This is a genomic window from Cytobacillus firmus DS1 (assembly GCF_000565285.1).
Taxonomy (GTDB): Bacteria; Bacillota; Bacilli; order Bacillales; family Cytobacillaceae; genus Cytobacillus; species Cytobacillus firmus_A.
Genome location: NZ_APVL01000008.1, coordinates 171,996 through 192,714, shown reverse-complemented (window position 1 = coordinate 192,714; position 20,719 = coordinate 171,996). Strand labels below are relative to the sequence as shown.

Below are 20,719 nucleotides of genomic sequence, written 5' to 3'. Positions count from 1 at the left end.
TTCTAATCAATAATATTTTCGAGGCCGTAGACGAGCGCATCAATTTTTAAAACTGTATCAACAGCAAGCTTTACTCCAGACATAAAGGAAGCTCTATTATAGGAGTCATGACGGATGGTCAATGTTTGTCCCTCCGACCCGAACATAACCTGCTGGTGAGCAATCAGGCCAGGAAGACGTACAGAGTGTATATGCATGCCATCAAAATTTGCGCCTCTTGCACCAGGAATCGTTTCCTTCTCCTGTGAGTGGCCCTGCTCTTTTTTCGCTCTTACATCAGCAATCATTTCTGCTGTTTTCACTGCAGTACCAGATGGAGCATCCAATTTCTGATCATGGTGCAGCTCTATAATTTCAACATCGTTAAAATATCTTCCTGCTAATTGTGAGAATTTCATCATTAATACAGCACCAAGTGCAAAGTTAGGGGCAATAATACAGCCGATTCCTTTTTCCTGGCAAAGTTCTTCAAGTTCTTTCAAGTTTTCCTTCGAAAAGCCTGTTGTTCCAACAACAGGCCTTACACCATACTCCAGGGCTGTTTTTGTGTGGAACATTCCTACTTCCGGAGTTGTCAAATCGATCAGTACATCGGGACTTAGCTCCTGAAAGGCTAGAGCAAGATCTGTGTATACCGGAACTTGCCCAAATTGTGAGAAGCCTTCAAAATCGCTAAGAAACCCACCGCCATTTTTATGGTCGATCACAGCAGCTAATTCATAGTTTTCTGTTCGATTAACGAGCTGAACGGCTTCACTTCCCATCCTTCCCCGCGGTCCTGCTATAATAACTTTAACTTTATCCATTGTCCTCTCTCCTTTTAATCTTCAATTCTTGTCCATCTGTCTTTATCACGTGTGCTGAATTTTTTCATGACACGATCGTGTGCTTCTTCTAAGTCAATATTTAAGGAATTAGCAAAGCATATTAGAACAAAGAGCATATCTCCAAGCTCTTCCTCGATAGCCTTTTCATCCTCTGTGGATTTTTTTGGTTTTTCACCATAGTGATGGTTCACTTCCCTGGATAGTTCCCCAAGTTCTTCGGTCATCCTTGCAAGCATCGCCAATGGGCTGAAATAACCTTCTTTAAATTGGCTTATATATTTGTCAACGTCTGTTTGCATGTCTTTCATTGTTTTTGAAGTCTCCATACTTTCACCTCAGCTTTTAATTACATGTTCTATATACGGGATTTCCACTTTTCATGTTAAGCTATAGCTCAGCCATTTTACAAATATTTTTTATCATTGCTTAAAGATGAACAGTCAGCCGCTTCTTGTCCTTAGATATTATTGCTCTTATAATCTGTATCTTATATAATTAGATACGCTTTGGTATTGTGATATTCAGGCAGCGGAGGGATAATATGTTTTCTGGATTAAAATTTAAGAATATTTTTTTCATATTGCTTGGCTCGGCCATTTTTTCATGGGGCCTTGTTCACTTTAATATGCAAAATAACTTGGCTGAAGGCGGTTTCACCGGTATTACCCTGCTTTTATACTTCCTTTTCAAGTGGGACCCTTCCTATACTAACCTTCTGCTAAATATACCTCTTTTCTTTATTGGATGGAGACTTCTGGGCAGGAATGTTTTTCTTTATACCATCATCGGAACGGTAGGTGTGTCGCTTTTCCTATGGATTTTTCAGCGGTACCAGATTGAAATGCCTTTAAAAGAGGATTTGACTCTTGCTTCTTTATTCGCGGGTGTTTTTATCGGGATCGGTCTTGGCATTATTTTCAGGTTTGGAGGCACAACAGGCGGGGTTGATATAATTGCCAGACTTGTACATAAATATGCTGGAGTCAGCATGGGAAAGACAATGTTCATTTTTGACTTTTTTGTGATTGCCCTATCATTAATTACATATTTAAACTACAGGGAAGCCATGTATACCTTGGTTGCTGTGTTTGTGGGTGCAAAGGTAATTGATTTCATGCAGGAAGGGGCTTATGCAGCTAGAGGAGCCATGATTATATCAGAACAAAATGATGCAATTGCCGATAAAATCATGAAAGAAATGGATCGGGGGGTTACCGTGCTAAAAGGCCATGGTTCCTTCACAAAAAAAGAGCGGGAAGTATTGTATTGTGTTGTCGGCCGAAATGAAATTGTGCGGTTAAAAAATGCGATTACTTCTGTTGATCCCCATGCATTTGTATCTGTCACAGCTGTTCATGATGTGCTGGGGGAAGGCTTTACTCTGGATGAAAATAAAAAGCCGGTTGAACGCTAAAAATCAATGTGATGTCCCAAGGGCATCACTTTTTTTTATTAAAAAAGCCGGCATTGCCGGCTTTTACTCAGATCTGGTCATACCTGTGTAAATAAGAATTAAACGCAGCAATTCCAGCACAGCCACGGCTGCTGCCGCCACATATGTCAACGCAGCTGCATTCAATACCTTTTTTGTTTCTCTTTCTTCATCGTTTCTGATAATTCCAAGGGATACTACCTGATCCATCGCACGATTGGAAGCATTGAACTCTACCGGAAGTGTAATCACTTGAAAAACCACTGCAGCTGCCATGAAGATAATCCCAAGCAGCACCATACCGCTCAACCCAGCAAAAAAACCGATCATGATCAGAATCCAGGAGAAGTTTGAACCAAGATTCGCAACAGGTACGAGCGCATGGCGGAAACGCAGAAAAGCGTAATCCTGATTATCCTGGATGGCATGGCCAACTTCATGGGCTGCAATTGCAGCAGCAGCCACAGAATGGCCATGATAATTTGTTGCTGACAGTCTGACTGTCTTGGATCGCGGATCATAGTGATCCGTTAGATGCCCCCTGGTTTCTTCAACTCCAACTTTATATAAACCATTTGCATCCAGAATTCTTCTGGCTACTTCAGCACCCCTCATTTGAGTGGATGAAGGAACTTTTGAATATTTGCTGTAAGCTCCCTTTACTTTCATTTGTGCCCAAAGCGGAACAAGAATAATTATTGCAAAATAAATGAGATATCCTCCCATTTTGTTACCTCCCATTTAGCTAGTCATGGTGAATTTTAACCGCTGGCTTTCATATCTCCAGCATACGATTCCTTCTAACTATCTTTTTCCCATTTTCCTTTATTGCAAAACTGGAAGAAGTTTAATTATTCTTTTTGTTCAAAGATAAGAGTGTAGAAATTTTTGAACCTCTAGCCCTGTCTAGCTCAAGCACCTGCCACCTCTAGGTCAGAAGCCATCCCCCCAAAAAGGCAAATAACGCCTTTCCATGAGGCTCGTCTTGAAGCCCACAGGATGTGGGTCATGCAGATGTTGCCACAGGATGTGGCGTTCTTAGTCTGCGTTCCTTGGTGAGCAAGGTACTTCCGCTTTTCTTATTAAGAACGATTTTTTTGTCTTGCCCTGTCTCCCTTATATTTTCTCCATCCTACGTAAGATAATGTAATGATGATTATGCTCCCGGTTGAGATGATCACCCACCAGAGGGATGGATCCGTTTCATCCTCTGTCATTTCATCAAAGATAGTCTGCAGATCATTTTCCAATGCAGCAAGTTCCTGCTGGCTAGCCTGCTGGGAAAGCACCTGCGGCCGATAATGATCGATAAAATTTATGCGGGCGTTCAGTTTTTGTACCTTTTCTGCATCCACATCAATCTTCAGACTGGGATAAATAACCTCATATAAAGACAGAAAAGAATTCAAACGTGAATGGAAGTTCTCGTTATTCCCGCTGTACGCCGCTTCCTTTACCTCACCAAATACCGACATAATAGGCTTCTCCATTTCAGTCCATAAAGGCTGATATTTTGAGGAAATCGCATCCATTACCAGGCGGAATTTTGTTGCATGATTCAGCCGTTCTTCATGGCTCATAGATGTATTCACCGAAGCTTGTACAGCATCATCATGAGAGACAGTAATAATCCGCAGTTCGTCCATTGTAAATGGCCTTTCCTTGCCGTTTACAGCAACGAATTGCTCGGAAAAATACTCCAAAAGCTTCTTGGCATCCTCATACCTGTGCAGCTTAACCATCTGTAAGGCTTCATTAGATAGTTGATCTAATTTATCTATTTTTGATGTCTTATCTGCAGACACCATTCCAGGCAATAACATAATAATGAATAAGATTGCGATTACTTTTCGCCTCATACTACTTGTCCCCCCTCAAATTACTATTAGATTAATATGAAAAGAGGGACAAGGTTAGACCAGAAATAATTCCGCCAGCCAGGTTAATTCTTTCATAAACAAAAAAAGACCCAAAACACTCAATGGTTTGGATCAGGGGAATCGGAGCACTATTTCACTATATCCAGACTAAACCGATTCTTTCTTATGACGAAGTAATAAGCGGTTCCTAATGAGAAAATGCTGAGCCAAAATGTAAAATAGCCGATTTGCGGTGTGTAAAGATTTAAAATCGGATAGCGGGGAAGCATGAAAAAGACGTAATCAATTACATCATTGTGTAGGGTCCAGATACCCGTAATGACTAGATGCCATGTTTTGAAGCGGTAGAAAGGTGCGTAAAGAACCCCCTGGACTGCCATTGCACCATGCGAGAAGATCAGCATGAGGGCAACTGGATCCAATTCACCTGTCACCTGAAAAACCAGCAAATTCATTACTACAGCCCATATTCCGTATTTAATAAGGGTCACAATAGCTAATGCTTCAAACATTGGCCAATTTTTGCCCAATAGAAAGGCGATTAGCACAAACATAAAAAACAGGCTCGCTGTAGGACTGTCCGGTACAAAGGGCAGGAAAATTGGCGGTGTATCGACAAGCTGCCACTTATACCAGATATACCCATAAATTGTGCCTGCCGTGTTAATGATCAGAAGCAGTATCAGCATAGCCCTGCTGCCTAATAAAGGATAGATCCATTTCATATTTTGTTCTCCTTTTCTATGTACACGATTATTTCATTATTTTACCACACCAAATGCCTGTAAAAAAAACGAACCATTTATGTGCATAAAAAAGAAGCCGGCAATGCCAGCTTCTTTACAAATTATTTGCTTTCAAGGCCAGAAATAAACTCAGCAAGCTTTTGAAGTTCTTCATCAGTGCCTTTGAACATTCCTGGAGGCATGGCGCCTTTACCGTTTTTAGCGATGTCAGCAACTTCTTCAGGTGTTAACCCAGTGTCAACAAGTGCAGGTGAACCTGCTCCACCCTGAAGATCTCCTCCGTGGCAGGAAATACAGCCGTTCGCTTCAAAAATCTTGTAGCCTTCGTCTTCTTTATCAAACTCTACTTCAGCCACAATCTTACCTTGCTGTGCTGCAGCTTCCCAGTCATGATGTGCAACAGACTCCCAAGTCAGGAAAGTGATGCCGGCAAGAGCCAATAGCATGAAACCAGTTGCTAGAGGACGCTTGGACGGACGGCGTTCAGGTCCGCGGTCAATGAATGGTGCAAGCAGCAATGCTCCGAATGCAAGTCCCGGAATAATGAAAGCACCGATTGCATTATAAGGTCCGGATGCATAGCTGTATTTCAGAAGCTGGTATAAGAACAGGAAGTACCAGTCTGGCAGCGGAATATAAGCTGTATCACTTGGATCAGCAATTTTTTCTAACGGCGGCTCATGCGCAATTGTCAAGCATAGGAAACCGATAAGGAATACAGCCCCTACCATCCATTCCTTTAACAGGAAGTTTGGCCAGAATGCTTCTGTTTTTCCTGGATATTCCGAATAGTCTTTCGGAATATTCGGTTTGCGTTCTGCAGGAACACGAGAGTCACCTACGAATTTCATACCTTTACCACGATGCATTGGGCGATTTCCCCTCCTTTTGCAATGATCAAAAAATTATTTCTTACAACGGTCCTGAAATACCCTGCTTACGGATCATAATAAAGTGGGCAGCCATTAACCCGAATAGTGCAGCCGGTAAGAAGAATACATGGATGGCAAAGAATCGGGTGATAGTCTGAGCACCGACAATATCAGAGTGTCCAGCAATAAGTATTTTCAGATATTCTCCAATCAGCGGAGTTGATTCTACAATCTGGATTGTTACTTTTGTAGCAAACAGGGCTTTCATATCCCAAGGCAATAAGTAACCTGTAAGTCCAAGTGCAAGCATAATGAAGAAAATAAGCACTCCGACAACCCAGTTTAATTCACGGGGCTTCTTATAAGCTCCCTGGAAGAAAACACGTAACGTATGTAGAAACATCATTACGATTACCAAACTTGCTCCCCAGTGGTGCATACCGCGGACAATTTGTCCAAATGCAACATGGTTCTGTAGATAATACACGGATTCCCATGCATTTTTAATATCCGGAACATAATACATTGTCAGGAACATACCGGATAAAATTTGAATTACAGTTACAAAGAACGTAAGACCGCCAAAACAGTAAACGAATGCAGAGAAGTGATGTGCAGGGTTTACATGTTCAGGAACTTCGTGGTCAGCAATATCCCGCCAAATCGGCGTAATATCTAAACGTTCATCTACCCAATCATAAATTTTGTTTAACAATTATTACGCCTCCTTTCGCGGTTCAGCCTTGCCTAAATACAAAAAGCCATCTTTTTCTGTGTAAGGAAATACATCCAGCGCTGCAACCGGCGGTGTACCTGGAACGTTTGTCCCATCCTTTGTATAAAGGCCGCCATGGCAAGGGCAGTAGAAATGATCAGGGTTTGATTTGTCAGTATTCCAGTCAACTACGCACCCTAAATGCTTACATACTGGAGACAATGCTACAATTTCACCTTTTTCATCCTTATAAACCCAAGCAGTGCCGGTAACTTCGGATGTGTACCAAGCATCCTGCTGTTCAAATGTGTAATCAACCCTTGTTGGCGTTTCAGTAATTTCAGCCACTTTTTGCTTTGTTGGGATAAAATCACTCTCACCAGCTGCCTGCAATACAGGATCGACCGCAAAACGGACCATCGGCATCAGCATGCCAGCTGCCATGAAACCGCCTACACCAGTAAGTGTATAGTTTAGGAATTGACGTCTAGAAACTCGATTTTTGCTCATACTTTTCCCCCCTCTATTATGAAGTTAAGTCCAACGGACAAAATTCAACACAATATAAAACTAGGACATAACAATGATATATCAATCTTTATGCAAGGTCAATATAATCCTTTGGCGAAACATGTAAATAGAGTGTCTTAACATTCACACTATTCACCATTTTGCCACTTTTGGACGAATAAGTTCAACAGCTGCTTCACCTGGTCATCCAGAATGGAATTTCGATAGTTTTCATCCATATGCTCAAGAGGCAGGGATGGCAGCCAAATCAAACCTCCTTCCAAGCGGTCTTCAAGTGATTTCCACATGCTGTCAGAAGTTAGAAGGAATATGTGCTTAAATCCCTGTGCCTTCAATTCTGCTTCCCAGTTGCCCAAGCCGCTGAGAAGGCTGTCCTCCCCTGCTGATTTCAGATAGGCATAGCCAGGAAGCATGATCAGACGTCCTCTGAATTGCCGTTCAAGCTGCACACTTAGAAGCGATATAAATTCTGTCATGGCTACAGACTGTTTTATATCATCGCCAAATGATACAGGAAGGAGCGGCAGAACAGCAGTGTCTACATATTGCTTTTCTTTAAGGAACATGTCGATATCCTGTGATATCCATTTCATATCATTCACTCCATTACATATATTTGCCCTACTAAATATATCATTAATGATTAGATTGCTTCAAATCAGAGAATGCAGGCAAAATAAGAGCCCTGCTTTTATAAAAGCAAGGCTTAAGTAGTTTCTAATTTATTCAGCTGCTGAGTCAGAACGTTAAAAGCTTTTTTATCCTGCTTATCCAATGCTTCATCAATGAGCTCAAGGAGTTTCTCTCTTCTGAACTTTTCCAGGCTTTCTGTCAGGAACCTTTCGGCGATCAGCCGGTCCTTTTCGTTTATCTGGAGTGTCTTTGGCATAAAGGGATTTTCCTCCATGACCGCTGCATACTGATGGGCCTTATTTGAAGCATGGAAATTAAGCTGGATATAAATCTCTTCATCCCTGTTTAAGCGGATATCATGGAAGGACTTCTCCGCATCTGTGGTCATTACATTCTCTTTGTAAAAACGGAAAGGAACTTCATCCACACAATGGGTCGACATGATCAGGCCTCTTGGGCAATACTGTGCCTGCTCTACAAAATGCACCTTCTCCATAAGCTGGTCATGACTCATCAAATAATTGAGAATCCAAACACATTCTCTTCTTTTAAGCTGATAATGGTTTAAAAACCAGCGGATAAAATCTTTCTTCTCGTTGACAGATACAGGGGTCGCCATTTTTGATTCCCTCCTCTGCTTACAGACAAATTTGGTTTTACTGAAGTTACATTCAAAGGATAGAAACTGCCTTTTTTAATCAAGAAAATCTTCCGTGAGTCGCTGCAGCACATCCAGATATTCCTCATTGCCAGGCTCCAGTTTGATTAATGTATTAAAAATTTCGGCAGCCTCTTCCCTTTTTCCTTCCTCTGCTAAAAAATATCCGTAATCCGAAAGGAAATCCGGCTGCTGTTTAAAGAAAGTATATGCAAGCTGATATTTGTTTAATGCCTCTGAATATTCCTCTAAATGCTGAAAGGCAACGGCTGAATCCCATATAAGCTGGGGCTCTTCAAGCTCGTTCAGCATTTCGGTGATTTCGATTACATCTTCATATCTTTCCTGCTGGAGAAGAAGTTTATTTAAAAGAATGGCCGCCTGGACATATTCTGGATCCAGTGCAAGAGCCTGCCTGAACATATCTTCTGCTTCTTTTTCATTGCCATTTTTCAGGGCAAGCTTCCCGCCATAGAAGAATAGTTCTTTGTTAAATTCGTCCTGTTTTATGCCTTCCTTGACCGCTTCCAGGCCGTTGTCCGCTTCTTCCTCCCGCTCGTATGCCTGGGCAAGGTATAAATACAGTGAATGATACTCGGGGTCCAGCTCCTTCAGCTCAGTCAATTTTTCAATGGCTGTGCGGTTAAAGCCGGCTTGAAGCGCTGTAAAAGCATAACTGAAAAGGGTATTAATCTCCAGCTTGTCATCTAGCGCTTTTTCGTAATATGGAAGGGCTTCTTCAAATGCTCCGCCTGCGCTGAGAATATCCGCCAATCTCTGATTTACATTTATGCCTGCAATGATATCCTCTTTCCTGAGAACATTTTCATATATCCGCTTTGCTTCCAGGAATCTTCCCTGCTCTGCATAAAGTTCACCCAGGGCAAAATCTACAATTATCTCATCAGGCAATATTTTTTTTGCTTTCAGGAGCTTTTGTTCGCTGACCTCAAATAGACCATCCATTTGATAGAGGTCTGCTAATAAGAGAAGCGACTGCGGAAAGCTCGGATCCTGTTCATTTATTCTTTCAAGGACAAGGATGGCTTCCTCTTCATTTCCAAGATCAATATGTGTTTCAGCCAACAGAACGAGCAGTTCTCCTTCCTCCGGATATGCTTCCAGAAGCCGTTCGTATAAAGCTTTTGATTCCTCAAGGAACCCATACTGGAACAGTTCTTCTGCCAGCAGGAACCTTTCTTCATGGGAACCATCCAGCAGTATTTGCTGATAGCTCTCCAAGGCTTCTTCATGATGACCGTTTTCTAATAGAGTAATGATTTTATTTACTTTATCCATACTAAATTCCTTTCGAATGCTAATCGGCTATTTTAAAGTAAGCTGGTGTGCTGATTTTAACATACTCTCCCGAACCTGAACGAAAAATCACTTCTTGTCCGGCTCTAATCACTTTTCCTTTCAGGACAGTGACCGCAAGTTTATCTCTATGATAATGAAACAGCTGTGATTCTTCAACGGTAAGACCTTCTTCACACTTTTCATATAAATTATAACTGACTTCCCCGCCCTGATGAATATTCCCTTTTAAAGGGTAAATCCCCGCTTTGGACAGCACTGACCGGGATATAGGCTCGTGTTCCATCAGCTCATTCGGCATCGAAGGAATTTTCTCTTCCTGCATCAATTTTGTCCATAATGTATTTATTCTGCTTTTCTCTTTTTCATTCCTGCCTGCAAAGATGGGAGCAAGCGGACAATTATAAGGAAACATTGCTTCCCGCAGCCATCCCCATGGAACTTGTTCAAGCTCCTTTGCATCCTGTATTTCAACAAAAACAACAGGAACTCGTTCTCTCTTGCATTTTCTCATAAAAGAAGGGGTGAGGAGACGGACAGGGATTTTAACACCAATAATATAATCGATCGGGCTGCTTAACAAACTTGCTTTAAAGCATTTAAGATCACTCTTCAAAGAATATTCATGCTTTACAGGCGCAGCTGTCAGGAAGGCTGTACATCCTTTTAATATGAACTCCCGAATATAATACTCCTTAAGCTCTGCAAAAGGCTTTTCCAGCGGGATAGATGTGTCCAGAACCACATATCCTGCAGCCATAATAAATGCACCCGCATCCATTCTTGTATACCGAAACCGTTTCATTTCAGCCTGCATCAGTGAAATCTCATTATTTCTAATCAGCATTGATGTTTTTAACAGCTTGTCTTCCTTTAAAATATTTGCATTCTCAATAATATATGTCATAAAACCACCCTCTTAAACGGTCTTATGACAAGCTATGAAATTTTCACATAAATATGACTGCTTGAACAGAAAAAGAGCTGCAGGAATACAGCTCAAGGCTCTTTTCGTATAAATTATGGTTTTCGCCAACAATGGGGTCCGTTGATTTCCGCTCCAGGATGCTCGCTTTCCGCGGGGCAGGCGGTGAGCCTCCTCGACGCTGCGCGTCTGCGGGGTCTCACCTGTCCCGCTACTCCCGCAGGAGTCTCGCACCTTCCGCTCCAATCAACTCAGTAAATAAAATAAAAAAAGTCCCGTACCTTGCTAAAACAGCCTTTTTTCAATGAAGGTATTTCAATCTGAAATAAGGCTATCTAAATGATCAAAAAACGATGGATAGGATACAGAAATAGCTTCTTTCTGATGAAGCTGAACTTCGCCATTTGAAATGGCAGCAGCAACTGCCAGCATCATGCCGATCCGATGGTCTCCATGACTTGAGACAGTTCCTCCTGAAAGAGATGATTTTCCCCTGATTACCATTCCATCTTCTGTAGCAGTTATCACGGCTCCAAGCTCTGAGAGTTCATTGACAACCGTATCAATACGATTTGTTTCCTTGACTTTAAGTTCCTCTGCATCCTTAATTACTGTTTCTCCCTCTGCTTGTGTTGCGAGAAGGGCAATAATAGGAATTTCATCGATCAGCCGGGGAATGAGTGCCCCTTCTATAACGGTTCCTTTAAGATTTGAAGTTCTGATGGTAATATCCCCTGCAGGCTCAGCTGATCCATTTTCATACGGCTCAATGCTGAAATCTGCACCCATCTGTTTCAGCACTTCAAGGATGCCGGTTCTTGTAGGATTCAGTCCAACGTTTTTTAATATAATTTCACTATTAGGCACTATGGCTCCTGCAGCCAGAAAGAAGGCAGCAGAAGATATGTCACCGGGAACATGAATTTCTGTCCCTGTCAGTGTTTGGCCTCCTTTAACCCGAATGCTTTGCTCTTCTACTTCAACTTGCCCGCCAAATTGTGTGATCATTCTTTCCGTATGATCACGTGTCTTCACAGGTTCAATAATGATTGTTTCGCCGCTTGCCTGCAGGCCGGCAAAGAGCAGGGCTGATTTAACCTGTGCACTGGCGACAGGAAGCTCATATGTTATTCCTGACAAAGGGCCGCCAATGACTGATAAAGGGGTAAATTCTCCATTCTTCCTGCCATGAATCTTCGCACCAAATAAACTTAGTGGCGCGGTTACTCTTGTCATCGGCCTTTTTGCGATTGATTCATCACCGACAAGGACTGAATGGAACGGACGGCCAGACAGAATCCCCATCATAAGGCGTATCGTTGTACCGGAATTGCCAACGTCCAGAATACCTGCAGGTTCCTGTAATCCATCCATTCCCTGCCCCAAAATTGTAACTTTATTGCCTTCCTGTTCAATAGATACCCCCAGCTTTCTAAAGCAGGCTATCGTACTTAAGCAGTCCTCACCAAGCAGGAAATTGGTTACAACAGTCTTTCCCTTTGCAATTGATCCAAACATCACAGATCGATGAGATATGGATTTATCACCTGGTACCGCAATTTCTCCGCTTAATCCTTTAAGATTTGTCCTTAAATTTGCCGGAATCATATTAATCACCCTTTGCTGGTTTATAAAGGTCTTTCCTCCTGCACTATAGACCGATGGTTGTTTCATAGCTTGTATATTGTTCTAAGCAATTAATGGCCCGTTCCCGGTCCTCTTCAGTCTGAAAGCTGATAACCAGGACTCCATAAATTTCTTCTCTTGTCTCCAGGATTCGAATATTCGTTATGCTGATTTCTTCCTTAGCCAAATATCCAGTGATTTCTGAAATGACACCAGGGTAGTCCGGCACATCCACAAACAGATCATAGAATGCAGGAATTGCCCCTTTTTCTTTTTGCGGCAGTTCATCCCTGAACATTTTTGCATGGGAAAAATATTCAAATATACCCTCACTGTTTTCCTGTTTGAGGATAGATTTTACTATCTCCATTTCTTCCTGCCAATTCTCCATTAACTTAAGCAGCACTTCTTTATTCTGAAGAAGAATATCCCTCCACATAGAAGGGCTGCTGGAGGCAATCCTGGTAATATCCCTAAAACCTCCAGCTGCCAGTCTTGGAATCAGCTTGTGCGAACGGCTTGTTTTTTCTGCCTGATGGACAAGGGAAGCAGCTATCATATGCGGAAAATGGCTGACGATCCCGGTTATATAATCATGTTCATCGGGAGCTATGGTAAGAAATTTCGCTTTGGTCCCTGAGAGCCATTCTTTTAACCTTTCAATCTCTGCCGGAGAAATATGTTCCTCAGGAGTGAGCAGATAAAAGGCATTCTCAAAAAGCAAATCTTTTGCTGCAGTGACACCGCTCTTATGGGAGCCAGCCATTGGATGCCCTCCGATAAAAGTAATTCCTTTTTCCTTTAGTACCTTGGCACAGCTGACAATTTCTTTTTTCGTGCTGCCTGCATCCGAAATGATGACGTTCCTTTTCAATTCACATTCTTTTAAAATATGTATAATTTTTTGAGTTTCCTGTACAGGTGCTGCAATTAAAATTAAATCTGCGTCCCTTGCCCCATCTTTAATAGTAGCAGAAATTTCATCTGCGACCCCCAGCATTTGGGCAAGGCGCCCCTGCTCTTTATTTACATCAAAGCCAATGATCATGCTTTCACTATGTTTTCTTTTTATTGATAAAGCCAAAGAACCTCCGATCAAACCAAGGCCAATAATAAAGATCTTCCCTCTCATCCTCTCACCGCCTTTATTAAAAATAATTCAGAGGCATCATTATGCCTCTGAATGGATATCAAAAAAGTATTTAATACTGCTAACCTAAAAAATTGCTTACAATGCTGCAGCCTGCTTTGCAAGATATTGGTCCATTGCGGCAAGCACACCATCATTCTGTTCCTTTGAACCTACCGTGACACGGACATAGCCCTGGAAGCCAAGTGCCTTGCCGGACCGGACGATATACCCTTTTTCAAGTAAAAATTGAAATACTTCATCGGAATCGGCATTAAAATTGATTAATATGAAATTTCCCTGTGAAGGGTAATATTCCAGTCCATGCTCTTCACAGAAAGCATAGAATTGTTCTAGCCCTTCGCGATTTTTCAGTCTGCATTCTTCAATGAAACTCTGATCCCCTATGGCTGCAGCAGCGGCGGCCTGAGCAAACTTGTTTACATTAAATGGCTCTCTTACCGGTTCGAGGGCTTTGATCGTTTGAGAATTTGCAATTCCATAGCCTACCCGAAGGCTTGCTAAGCCATAAATTTTCGAGAATGTACGCAGGACAATCAAATTTTCGTAATTCCGGATTAAATCCAATGTATTGCAGTAATCCTCTGCTGTGACATATTCATAATAAGCTTCATCAAGGACAACCAATACATCTTGAGGCACCTTTTGCAGGAATGAGTGTAATGCAGACTCATTTATATAGTTCCCTGTCGGATTGTTTGGACTGCACACCCAAACCACAGCTGTTTTTTCATCGATGGCAGCCAGCATTCCATTAAGATCATGCTCCCCTTCAATTAATGGAATTTCCCTGATTTCCGCACCTTCTATTACAGCATTATGCCTATATTGCGGAAATGTTGGCGCCGCCATAACAGTATTGGTTTCCGGACTTAATAAAGCTCTGGAAATCATTTGAATAATTTCATCCGAACCGTTGCCAAAAATCAGCTGATCTTCCTGTATGCTTAAGTGCCCAGCCAAAACCGACCTCAGCTCAGAAGCATAGCCATCGGGATACATCGCAAAAAATGATGGCGATTGATTCATCGTAAAAAGAACTTTTTCAGAGCATCCAAAAGGATTTTCATTTGAAGCAAGCTTAACTATTTTATCCAGTCCGTATTCCTTTTTTACTTGATCAATTGATTTTCCCGGCTGGTAAGGAGTTAAATTCAACAGCTGTTCCTTCCATTTCATTCAAATCCACCTCTTTTTTATCACTTTCACTAATTATCGTATTAAAGCGTTTTTGATCTGCTCCTATATTATCACAAAACTCTCCATTAAGGAGAGTTCGTGGTGTTTAGATCTGGCCGAAGCTTAATGGCTCCACGCAAATAAATATGGCGGATATTCTGCTGAGGTTCATCTGTATTCACATGCATCATAACCCGGATACAATTAGGGAGTGACCCTTCAACAGGTATTTCGCTCATGCACATGACTGGAACATAAGTCCAGCCTTCTATTGAACGCATTGCCTTTGCGGGAAAGGCTGCTGTTAATTCTTCAGTAACGGATATAAAGACAGAAGCTACATCATCAGATACAATCTTATTCTCCTTAATCATTTGCCTGATCAGCAGCTCAGTCGCTTCTAATATCTCAGCTTCACAATTCTTATCTACGGTGACGGCTCCCCTCACTCCTCGAATCACTTGCAGCACCTCCCAAAGCTGATTTGTCAGCCTCTTTATCTCTTAGTCATATAGTCAAGCCTAATTATTTTGTAAAAAGAGCAAGCTCCCGCAAAATCAGGTCATCAGAAACTGGATATATGACAGGCTTGCCCACTTCCTCTAATAGAACAAAGCGGACATTCTGGCCTTCTGATTTTTTATCCTGCTTCATCCGCTCAAGCAGTTTTGAATGTGATAAATCTTCCGGGAGATCTGTTTTGTAGCCAAGCTGATCAAGCCAGCGCTTGAATTCATTAACATCAAAGCAAAGATCCAGCAGTGTTTTACTTAATTGAAGTGCGAATAGCATTCCTACTGCAACAGATTCGCCATGTGTCCACTCTCCATAGCCTTTCTCCGCTTCAATTGCATGGCCCAGGGTATGGCCGAAATTCAGGAATGCCCGAACGCCAGCTTCCTTTTCATCCTCTGCAACGATCCTGCCTTTGATCTCTATTCCCTTTGTAAGCATCTTACTTAATTCACCAGAGGGAAGGCCCTCAAAGGTATGAATGTTGTTTTTAAGGTTCAAATAAAAGTTCATATCATCTATCAGGCTATGCTTAATGACTTCTGCAAACCCTGAGCGCATCTCTTTTTGAGGCAGGGAGTCAAGAAATGCCAGGTCATAAAATACTGCCTGGGGCTGGTAAAAAGACCCCACCATATTTTTTCCTGATGGATGGTTGATGGCAACCTTTCCTCCAACAGCACTATCATGTGCCAATATGGTAGTAGGAATCTGAATGAAGGGTATCCCCCTCATAAATGTGGCAGCCGCAAAACCTGCCAAATCTCCGACAGCTCCCCCGCCAAACGCCAGGATAAGAGATTTTCGGTCAAGTTTATGCTCAAGGGCAAATGACAAGCATCGGTAGTAAACTTCAAAGGTTTTAGCTTTCTCGCCGCTCGGCACTGTACAGACTTTTGCCTCCATCCCCGCAAGTGCTGCTTTCAGCTTTGGCAGATGTAAGTCACGAACCGTTTCATCCGTGATGATCATTACATTCGTCAAGGCGGGAAAAGTATCTTTAATATATGATCCCAATCCCTCAATCGCTGCAGTCCCTATATGAACCGGATAGGTCCTGTCAGGTGTTTTGATTAAAATCCTTTTCATTAAAACTCCCTCGCAAATTGCCTTTGCTGTTCCACCGAAGCTTTTAAAGTTTCAAACCGGTCAGAATAGAACTGATCCACAATAGCTGAAGCCAGTTCCCAGGCAATCACATTTTCTGCAACGACTGCAGCTGCCGGTACTGCACAGCTGTCAGAACGCTCTATGCTTGCTGAGAAGGGTTCCTTTGTTTCAATATCGACACTTTGCAGCGGTTTATAGAGAGTCGGTATTGGTTTCATTACTCCTCTGATGACGATAGGCATTCCCGTTGACATACCCCCTTCTAAGCCGCCAAGGCGGTTCGTTTTCCGATAATAGCCTTTATCCGGTTCCCATGCGATTTCATCATGAACTTCACTTCCAGGCTTCCTTGCGGCCTCAAAACCTATGCCAAACTCCACACCTTTAAAAGCATTGATGCTCACCATTGCACCTGCAAGCTTCGAATCAAGCTTTCGGTCATAGTGTACATAACTTCCAACTCCCGGAGGCATTCCTTCAACAATAACCTCCACTATTCCACCAATGGAATCGCCATTTTCCTTTGCGGTATCAATGGCATGCATCATTTTTTGGGCAGCAGCCTGATCCAGACAGCGAACAGGCGATTCCTCAGTAATTTCCTTTAGCTCCTTAAGTGAAGAATAATCTCTTTGGCCTGAAACAACCCCGCCTATTTCAATAACATGTGCTGCAACCTCAATCCCCAGCTGAGAAAGCAGTTTTTTTGCAGCTGCACCGGCAGCCACTCTCACTGTGGTTTCTCTGGCTGAAGATCGCTCTAAAACATTTCTCATATCCCTGTGCCCATATTTCAGGGCTCCATTTAAATCAGCATGGCCTGGGCGAGGACGGGAGATTTTTCTTTTCACTTCAGCCTCATCCTCAGGATTAAGAGGGTCCTGGCCCATAATTTTTGTCCAGTGCTTCCAATCATTATTCTCAACAACAAGTGCTACCGGGGATCCCAGTGTGTATCCATGCCTGATCCCCGCTGTTATTTGAACAGTATCTTTTTCAATTTGCATCCTTCTGCCTCTGCCATATCCTTTCTGGCGTCTGGCAAGCTCTTCATTTATATCTGAATCTACGAGCGGCATTCCTGCTGGCAGCCCTTCTATTATAGTGGTCAGCTGCGGTCCGTGAGATTCACCAGATGTAAGATATCTCAAAACTCTTTCCCCCTTCAACTCATTAAAGGATTATGTATCAATATAACATAATGATAAATATAAGAATAGATAAAATTGAAAATTCCTATAATATTTTATTTCTTCTTATGAATGGAGTCATTTTAACACGAATAGTTATTTACTACCAAACTAAAAATGCAAAGAAAAGAGGATGACGGAAAATCATCCCCTTGTGTTATTATTCTTTTCTATAAAAGAAGGTTTCAGCAGATGCCAGGTGATAGCGGCTTGAGTTGAAAATCTGTTCAGTGCTCCCAACAAATAATATGCCATCTTTTCTTAATGCACCGCTGAATTTATGATAAAGCTGATCCTTTGCTTCCTCTGTAAAATATATGAGAACATTCCTGCATACAATTAGATCAAATGGACCGCCAAAATCATCTGAAAGGAGATTTTGCTTTTTAAAAACTACTGTCCTTTTAATATCCTCGGATATTTTATAGAAACTTCCTTCTCGCTTAAAAAACTTTGTTCTCATCGTGTCAGGAACTTCATTAAGTGAACGCTCAGGATAAATACCCATCTGCGCCCTTGCCAGGGCATTTTCATCAATATCTGTTGCAGTAATCCTGATTTGGGATATTGGCAGCATTTTTGATAAAATCATGGCAATTGTATAAGGCTCTTCACCAGTGGAGCAGGCTGCGCTCCAGATTTTCAGATTCCGATTTTGATCTAATAGTCCAGGCAGGATGTTTTTTTCGAGCACCTCCCATCTTTGTGCATTCCGGTAAAATTCGGAAACATTTATTGTCATCCTATCCAAGAAATCATTCAGCAGTTCTCTATCCTTGACTATCGCGCTAAAAAAACTTCCAAATGATTGAAAACCTTTTTTCTCATACAGGGATATAAGCCTTCTCTTCATTTGAGCTTCTTTGTACAGAGAGAGATCAATTCCTGTTTTTCTTTTTATATTTTGAATAAATTCCTGATAATCGTCTGCCATTCTATTTCCCCTCTGATATTACCGGTGAGCTTTTGTCTTTTATCGTTATGCCCATCCAGCTGAAGTAATGAATTCGGTTACAAAAAAAGCACTTGTCATGGACAAGTACTTTTAAGAATATTAGTTAATCCAGTCATTCATTAATTTTTTGTATTCCACTTTTTCTTCTTCTTTAAAGAAAAGGCCAATTTCACGTTCTGCACTTACAGGTGAATCGGATCCATGGATTACATTTTTTCCAACTGTAATGCCGAAATCTCCGCGGATTGTTCCAGGAGCAGCATCTTTAGGATTTGTTGATCCCATCATCTGACGAGCTGTTGCGATAACATTTTCGCCTTCCCACACCATTGCGAAAACTGGTCCGGATGTAATAAAGTCAACAAGCTCTCCAAAGAACGGACGCTCTTTATGCTCTCCATAATGCTCTTCCGCAAGTTCCTGGCTTATGCTCATTAGCTTGCCGCCTACTAGCTGAAAGCCTTTCTTTTCGAAACGGGAAACGATTTCCCCGATTAGATTGCGCTGTACACCGTCTGGCTTAACCATTAAAAATGTTCTTTCCATTCAATTCCACTCCTAAAACATATGTATAGTTATAATGTTAATCCACGAAAATATTAACATTGTTTTGAAAATTTAGCAACAGGAATTTGAAAGCGCTTATAATTTTTACTTCCACAAAACATAAATTGCCGGCACCCGAAAAGAGTGCTGGCAATTAGTACAAGAAATTAAAACTTTCTTTTGCCTATAAATTTTGCAATATCCCGCAAAGCTTTTTTGGACCTGGAAGGAGGCATCTCTTCGAGTACCCCTAAGGCTTTCTGCAGATATTTATCACTAATTTGCAGAGATTTTTCAATTGCACCGGAGTCTTTCACCAGGGCAATTATGTTCTCTATATCCCTTCTTTCAGTTCCTTCGCAGACTCTGCTGATTTGATCGCAGATGATGCTGTCCTCCATTGCAAATAAAGCAGGAAGCGTAATATTTCCCTGATGGAGATCTCCTCCCGCCGGCTTGCCAAGTTCTTTTTCAGTACCGACAAAATCAAGGACATCGTCAATGATTTGATAGGACATTCCAACAAAATAGCCGAATTTAAAGAGCTTTTTATGTATATCTTCCTCTACATTAGCTGCAATGCCTCCAAGCTGACAGCTCACCGCAATAAGCATGGCTGTTTTCCTTTTAATTCTCCGGAAATATGTCCTTATATTCTGATCATAGTTGTACTTATCTTTTATTTGCTCTATTTCACCTATGCAAAGTTCCACAAGGGTATGAGAGAGAATTTTATGGGCATGCGGATTTTTCACATTTGTTATCAATTCCAGCGCGCGTGCAAAAATATAATCACCGGTATACATGGCAATCTTATTATCCCATTTTGCTTTAATGGTAGGCTGTCCCCGGCGCAGTTCTGCATCATCAATAACATCATCATGGACAAGTGACGCCATATGGATAAGCTCCAGTGATACAGCTACGTTTTTAATTTTATCAATATCGTATTCTCCGAACTTCGCAGCCAGCAAAACGAAAACTGGGCGGATTCTTTTCCCCCCGGCCTGCAGCAGATGCAGGGAAGCCTGATGCAATAGGGGAGACTCAGCTTTTATAGTCTCCTCCAGCTCGTTCTCTATAACATTTAAATCTGAATTTAAAAATGAATACATCATTTTCAATTTCATTGCTTACTCACCCAGCTTATCGATCCCGTCTGATCTATTCTCTATCTTCCATGAGAAACATACAGAACAAGTTATTATTTTTATTTCGTTCCAATGTGTACGGCAGCCACTCCGCCGCTATAGGGCTTGAATGTAACATTATTAAAGCCTGCTTCCTCGAACATTCCAGCAAGTTCTTTCATCCCGGGAAAGTCTCTCGCTGATTCCTGCAGCCAGGAATATTCATTAAAGCTTTTGGCAAAAAGCTTTCCGAACATAGGCATAATAAAACGGAAGTAGAAATAATATGCCTGCTTATATCCGAACAGTGTTGGCTGAGAAGTCTCCAGACATACTGCTAAACCGCCTGGCTTTACAACACGGTGCATTTCTTTTAACACCTGCAGATAATCCGGAACATTGCGCAGACCAAAACCGATTGTTACATAATCGAAGGAATTGTCAGCAAAAGGAAGCTCCATTGCATTACCATGCACAAGCTCCACTTGCTTCAGTTTCCGATCCTTGATTTTTTCCTCGCCGATTTTCAGCATATTCTTGCTGAAATCCAAGCCTGTCACTTTACCGCTTTCACCTACCGCTTCAGCGAGTGCAATGGACCAATCGGCTGTACCGCAGCATACATCAAGAGCTTTTGCACCTTTTTGAACATTCATCTTTTTCATTGTATCTTTGCGCCATCTTAAATGCTGCTGAAAGCTGATAACCGAATTCATTTTATCGTAGTTGCCATAAATCTTTTCAAATACGCTATGGACACGTTCTTCTTTTGATTGCTGCATAT

Annotated in this window: 23 protein-coding genes; 1 reads left to right on the top strand and 22 read right to left on the bottom strand. The window is 41.8% G+C overall.

Annotated elements, in window-relative coordinates:
• Window positions 1-2: 2 nt before the first annotated feature.
• Both dapB and PBF_RS12660 read right to left on the bottom strand, forming a co-directional pair.
• Window positions 3-806 (bottom strand): 4-hydroxy-tetrahydrodipicolinate reductase, encoded by an 804-nt coding sequence (gene dapB / locus PBF_RS12665; protein ID WP_035330163.1) that lies wholly within the window; start codon window positions 804-806, stop codon window positions 3-5.
• A 14-nt stretch (window positions 807-820) separates the two neighbouring features.
• On the bottom strand, window positions 821-1,153 hold the full coding sequence (locus PBF_RS12660; RefSeq protein WP_035330162.1) for a nucleotide pyrophosphohydrolase: 333 nt from the start codon (window positions 1,151-1,153) through the stop codon (window positions 821-823).
• 215 nt (window positions 1,154-1,368) lie between these two features.
• Between PBF_RS12660 and PBF_RS12655 the strand changes: the two genes are divergently transcribed.
• Window positions 1,369-2,241 (top strand): YitT family protein, encoded by an 873-nt coding sequence (locus PBF_RS12655; protein WP_035330161.1) that lies wholly within the window; start codon window positions 1,369-1,371, stop codon window positions 2,239-2,241.
• Between the two features lie 63 nt (window positions 2,242-2,304).
• Here the strand turns inward: PBF_RS12655 and PBF_RS12650 are convergent, their stop codons facing one another.
• The 20 genes from PBF_RS12650 to menG form a co-directional block, all read right to left on the bottom strand.
• Window positions 2,305-2,985, bottom strand: coding sequence for a zinc metallopeptidase (locus PBF_RS12650; protein WP_035330160.1), 681 nt, complete (start codon window positions 2,983-2,985; stop codon window positions 2,305-2,307).
• A gap of 356 nt (window positions 2,986-3,341) precedes the next feature.
• The gene (ypjB, locus tag PBF_RS12645; RefSeq protein WP_035330159.1) at window positions 3,342-4,118 is read right to left on the bottom strand and encodes a sporulation protein YpjB; all 777 of its coding nucleotides are present in this window, start codon (window positions 4,116-4,118) and stop codon (window positions 3,342-3,344) included.
• A 149-nt stretch (window positions 4,119-4,267) separates the two neighbouring features.
• Window positions 4,268-4,864 carry a DUF1405 domain-containing protein gene (locus tag PBF_RS12640; protein WP_035330158.1) on the bottom strand — a complete coding sequence of 199 codons (597 nt, stop codon included), beginning with the start codon at window positions 4,862-4,864 and terminating at the stop codon, window positions 4,268-4,270.
• A gap of 122 nt (window positions 4,865-4,986) precedes the next feature.
• The gene (locus PBF_RS12635) at window positions 4,987-5,754 is read right to left on the bottom strand and encodes a menaquinol-cytochrome c reductase cytochrome b/c subunit (protein WP_009332735.1); all 768 of its coding nucleotides are present in this window, start codon (window positions 5,752-5,754) and stop codon (window positions 4,987-4,989) included.
• A gap of 43 nt (window positions 5,755-5,797) precedes the next feature.
• Window positions 5,798-6,472: a menaquinol-cytochrome c reductase cytochrome b subunit gene (gene qcrB, locus PBF_RS12630; RefSeq protein ID WP_035330156.1), complete on the bottom strand. Its 675-nt coding sequence runs from the start codon at window positions 6,470-6,472 to the stop codon at window positions 5,798-5,800.
• Between the two features lie 3 nt (window positions 6,473-6,475).
• Window positions 6,476-6,982, bottom strand: coding sequence for a ubiquinol-cytochrome c reductase iron-sulfur subunit (locus tag PBF_RS12625; RefSeq protein ID WP_009332737.1), 507 nt, complete (start codon window positions 6,980-6,982; stop codon window positions 6,476-6,478).
• A gap of 149 nt (window positions 6,983-7,131) precedes the next feature.
• Window positions 7,132-7,596, bottom strand: a complete 465-nt coding sequence (locus PBF_RS12620; protein ID WP_035330155.1) for a YpiF family protein — start codon at window positions 7,594-7,596, stop codon at window positions 7,132-7,134.
• Window positions 7,597-7,709: 113 nt separating this feature from the next.
• A complete protein-coding gene (locus PBF_RS12615) occupies window positions 7,710-8,255 on the bottom strand; it encodes a ReoY family proteolytic degradation factor (RefSeq protein WP_035330154.1) in 546 nt (181 codons plus the stop codon).
• 75 nt (window positions 8,256-8,330) lie between these two features.
• Complete coding sequence (locus PBF_RS12610) at window positions 8,331-9,593, bottom strand: tetratricopeptide repeat protein (protein ID WP_035330153.1); 1,263 nt, start codon at window positions 9,591-9,593, stop codon at window positions 8,331-8,333.
• Between the two features lie 19 nt (window positions 9,594-9,612).
• The gene (locus tag PBF_RS12605; protein WP_035330152.1) at window positions 9,613-10,518 is read right to left on the bottom strand and encodes a hypothetical protein; all 906 of its coding nucleotides are present in this window, start codon (window positions 10,516-10,518) and stop codon (window positions 9,613-9,615) included.
• 333 nt (window positions 10,519-10,851) lie between these two features.
• Window positions 10,852-12,144, bottom strand: a complete 1,293-nt coding sequence (aroA, locus tag PBF_RS12600; protein WP_035330151.1) for a 3-phosphoshikimate 1-carboxyvinyltransferase — start codon at window positions 12,142-12,144, stop codon at window positions 10,852-10,854.
• Between the two features lie 43 nt (window positions 12,145-12,187).
• A complete protein-coding gene (locus tag PBF_RS12595) occupies window positions 12,188-13,294 on the bottom strand; it encodes a prephenate dehydrogenase (RefSeq protein WP_035330150.1) in 1,107 nt (368 codons plus the stop codon).
• Window positions 13,295-13,390: 96 nt separating this feature from the next.
• Window positions 13,391-14,491 (bottom strand): histidinol-phosphate transaminase, encoded by a 1,101-nt coding sequence (gene hisC / locus PBF_RS12590; protein ID WP_035330149.1) that lies wholly within the window; start codon window positions 14,489-14,491, stop codon window positions 13,391-13,393.
• An 86-nt stretch (window positions 14,492-14,577) separates the two neighbouring features.
• A complete protein-coding gene (gene aroH, locus PBF_RS12585; RefSeq protein ID WP_035330148.1) occupies window positions 14,578-14,952 on the bottom strand; it encodes a chorismate mutase in 375 nt (124 codons plus the stop codon).
• Between the two features lie 64 nt (window positions 14,953-15,016).
• On the bottom strand, window positions 15,017-16,093 hold the full coding sequence (gene aroB / locus PBF_RS12580) for a 3-dehydroquinate synthase (RefSeq protein ID WP_035330147.1): 1,077 nt from the start codon (window positions 16,091-16,093) through the stop codon (window positions 15,017-15,019).
• Entirely contained in the window at window positions 16,093-17,265 is a 1,173-nt protein-coding gene (gene aroC / locus PBF_RS12575; RefSeq protein WP_035330146.1) for a chorismate synthase, read from the bottom strand. The genes aroB and aroC overlap by 1 nt, the downstream gene beginning before the upstream one ends.
• A 199-nt stretch (window positions 17,266-17,464) precedes the next feature.
• Entirely contained in the window at window positions 17,465-18,238 is a 774-nt protein-coding gene (locus PBF_RS12570) for a CheR family methyltransferase (protein WP_035330144.1), read from the bottom strand.
• A gap of 120 nt (window positions 18,239-18,358) precedes the next feature.
• Window positions 18,359-18,805, bottom strand: a complete 447-nt coding sequence (gene ndk, locus PBF_RS12565) for a nucleoside-diphosphate kinase (protein WP_035330143.1) — start codon at window positions 18,803-18,805, stop codon at window positions 18,359-18,361.
• Between the two features lie 167 nt (window positions 18,806-18,972).
• A complete protein-coding gene (gene hepT, locus PBF_RS12560; protein ID WP_035330142.1) occupies window positions 18,973-19,935 on the bottom strand; it encodes a heptaprenyl diphosphate synthase component II in 963 nt (320 codons plus the stop codon).
• 80 nt (window positions 19,936-20,015) lie between these two features.
• Entirely contained in the window at window positions 20,016-20,717 is a 702-nt protein-coding gene (gene menG, locus PBF_RS12555) for a demethylmenaquinone methyltransferase (protein WP_035330141.1), read from the bottom strand.
• Window positions 20,718-20,719: the final 2 nt, after the last annotated feature.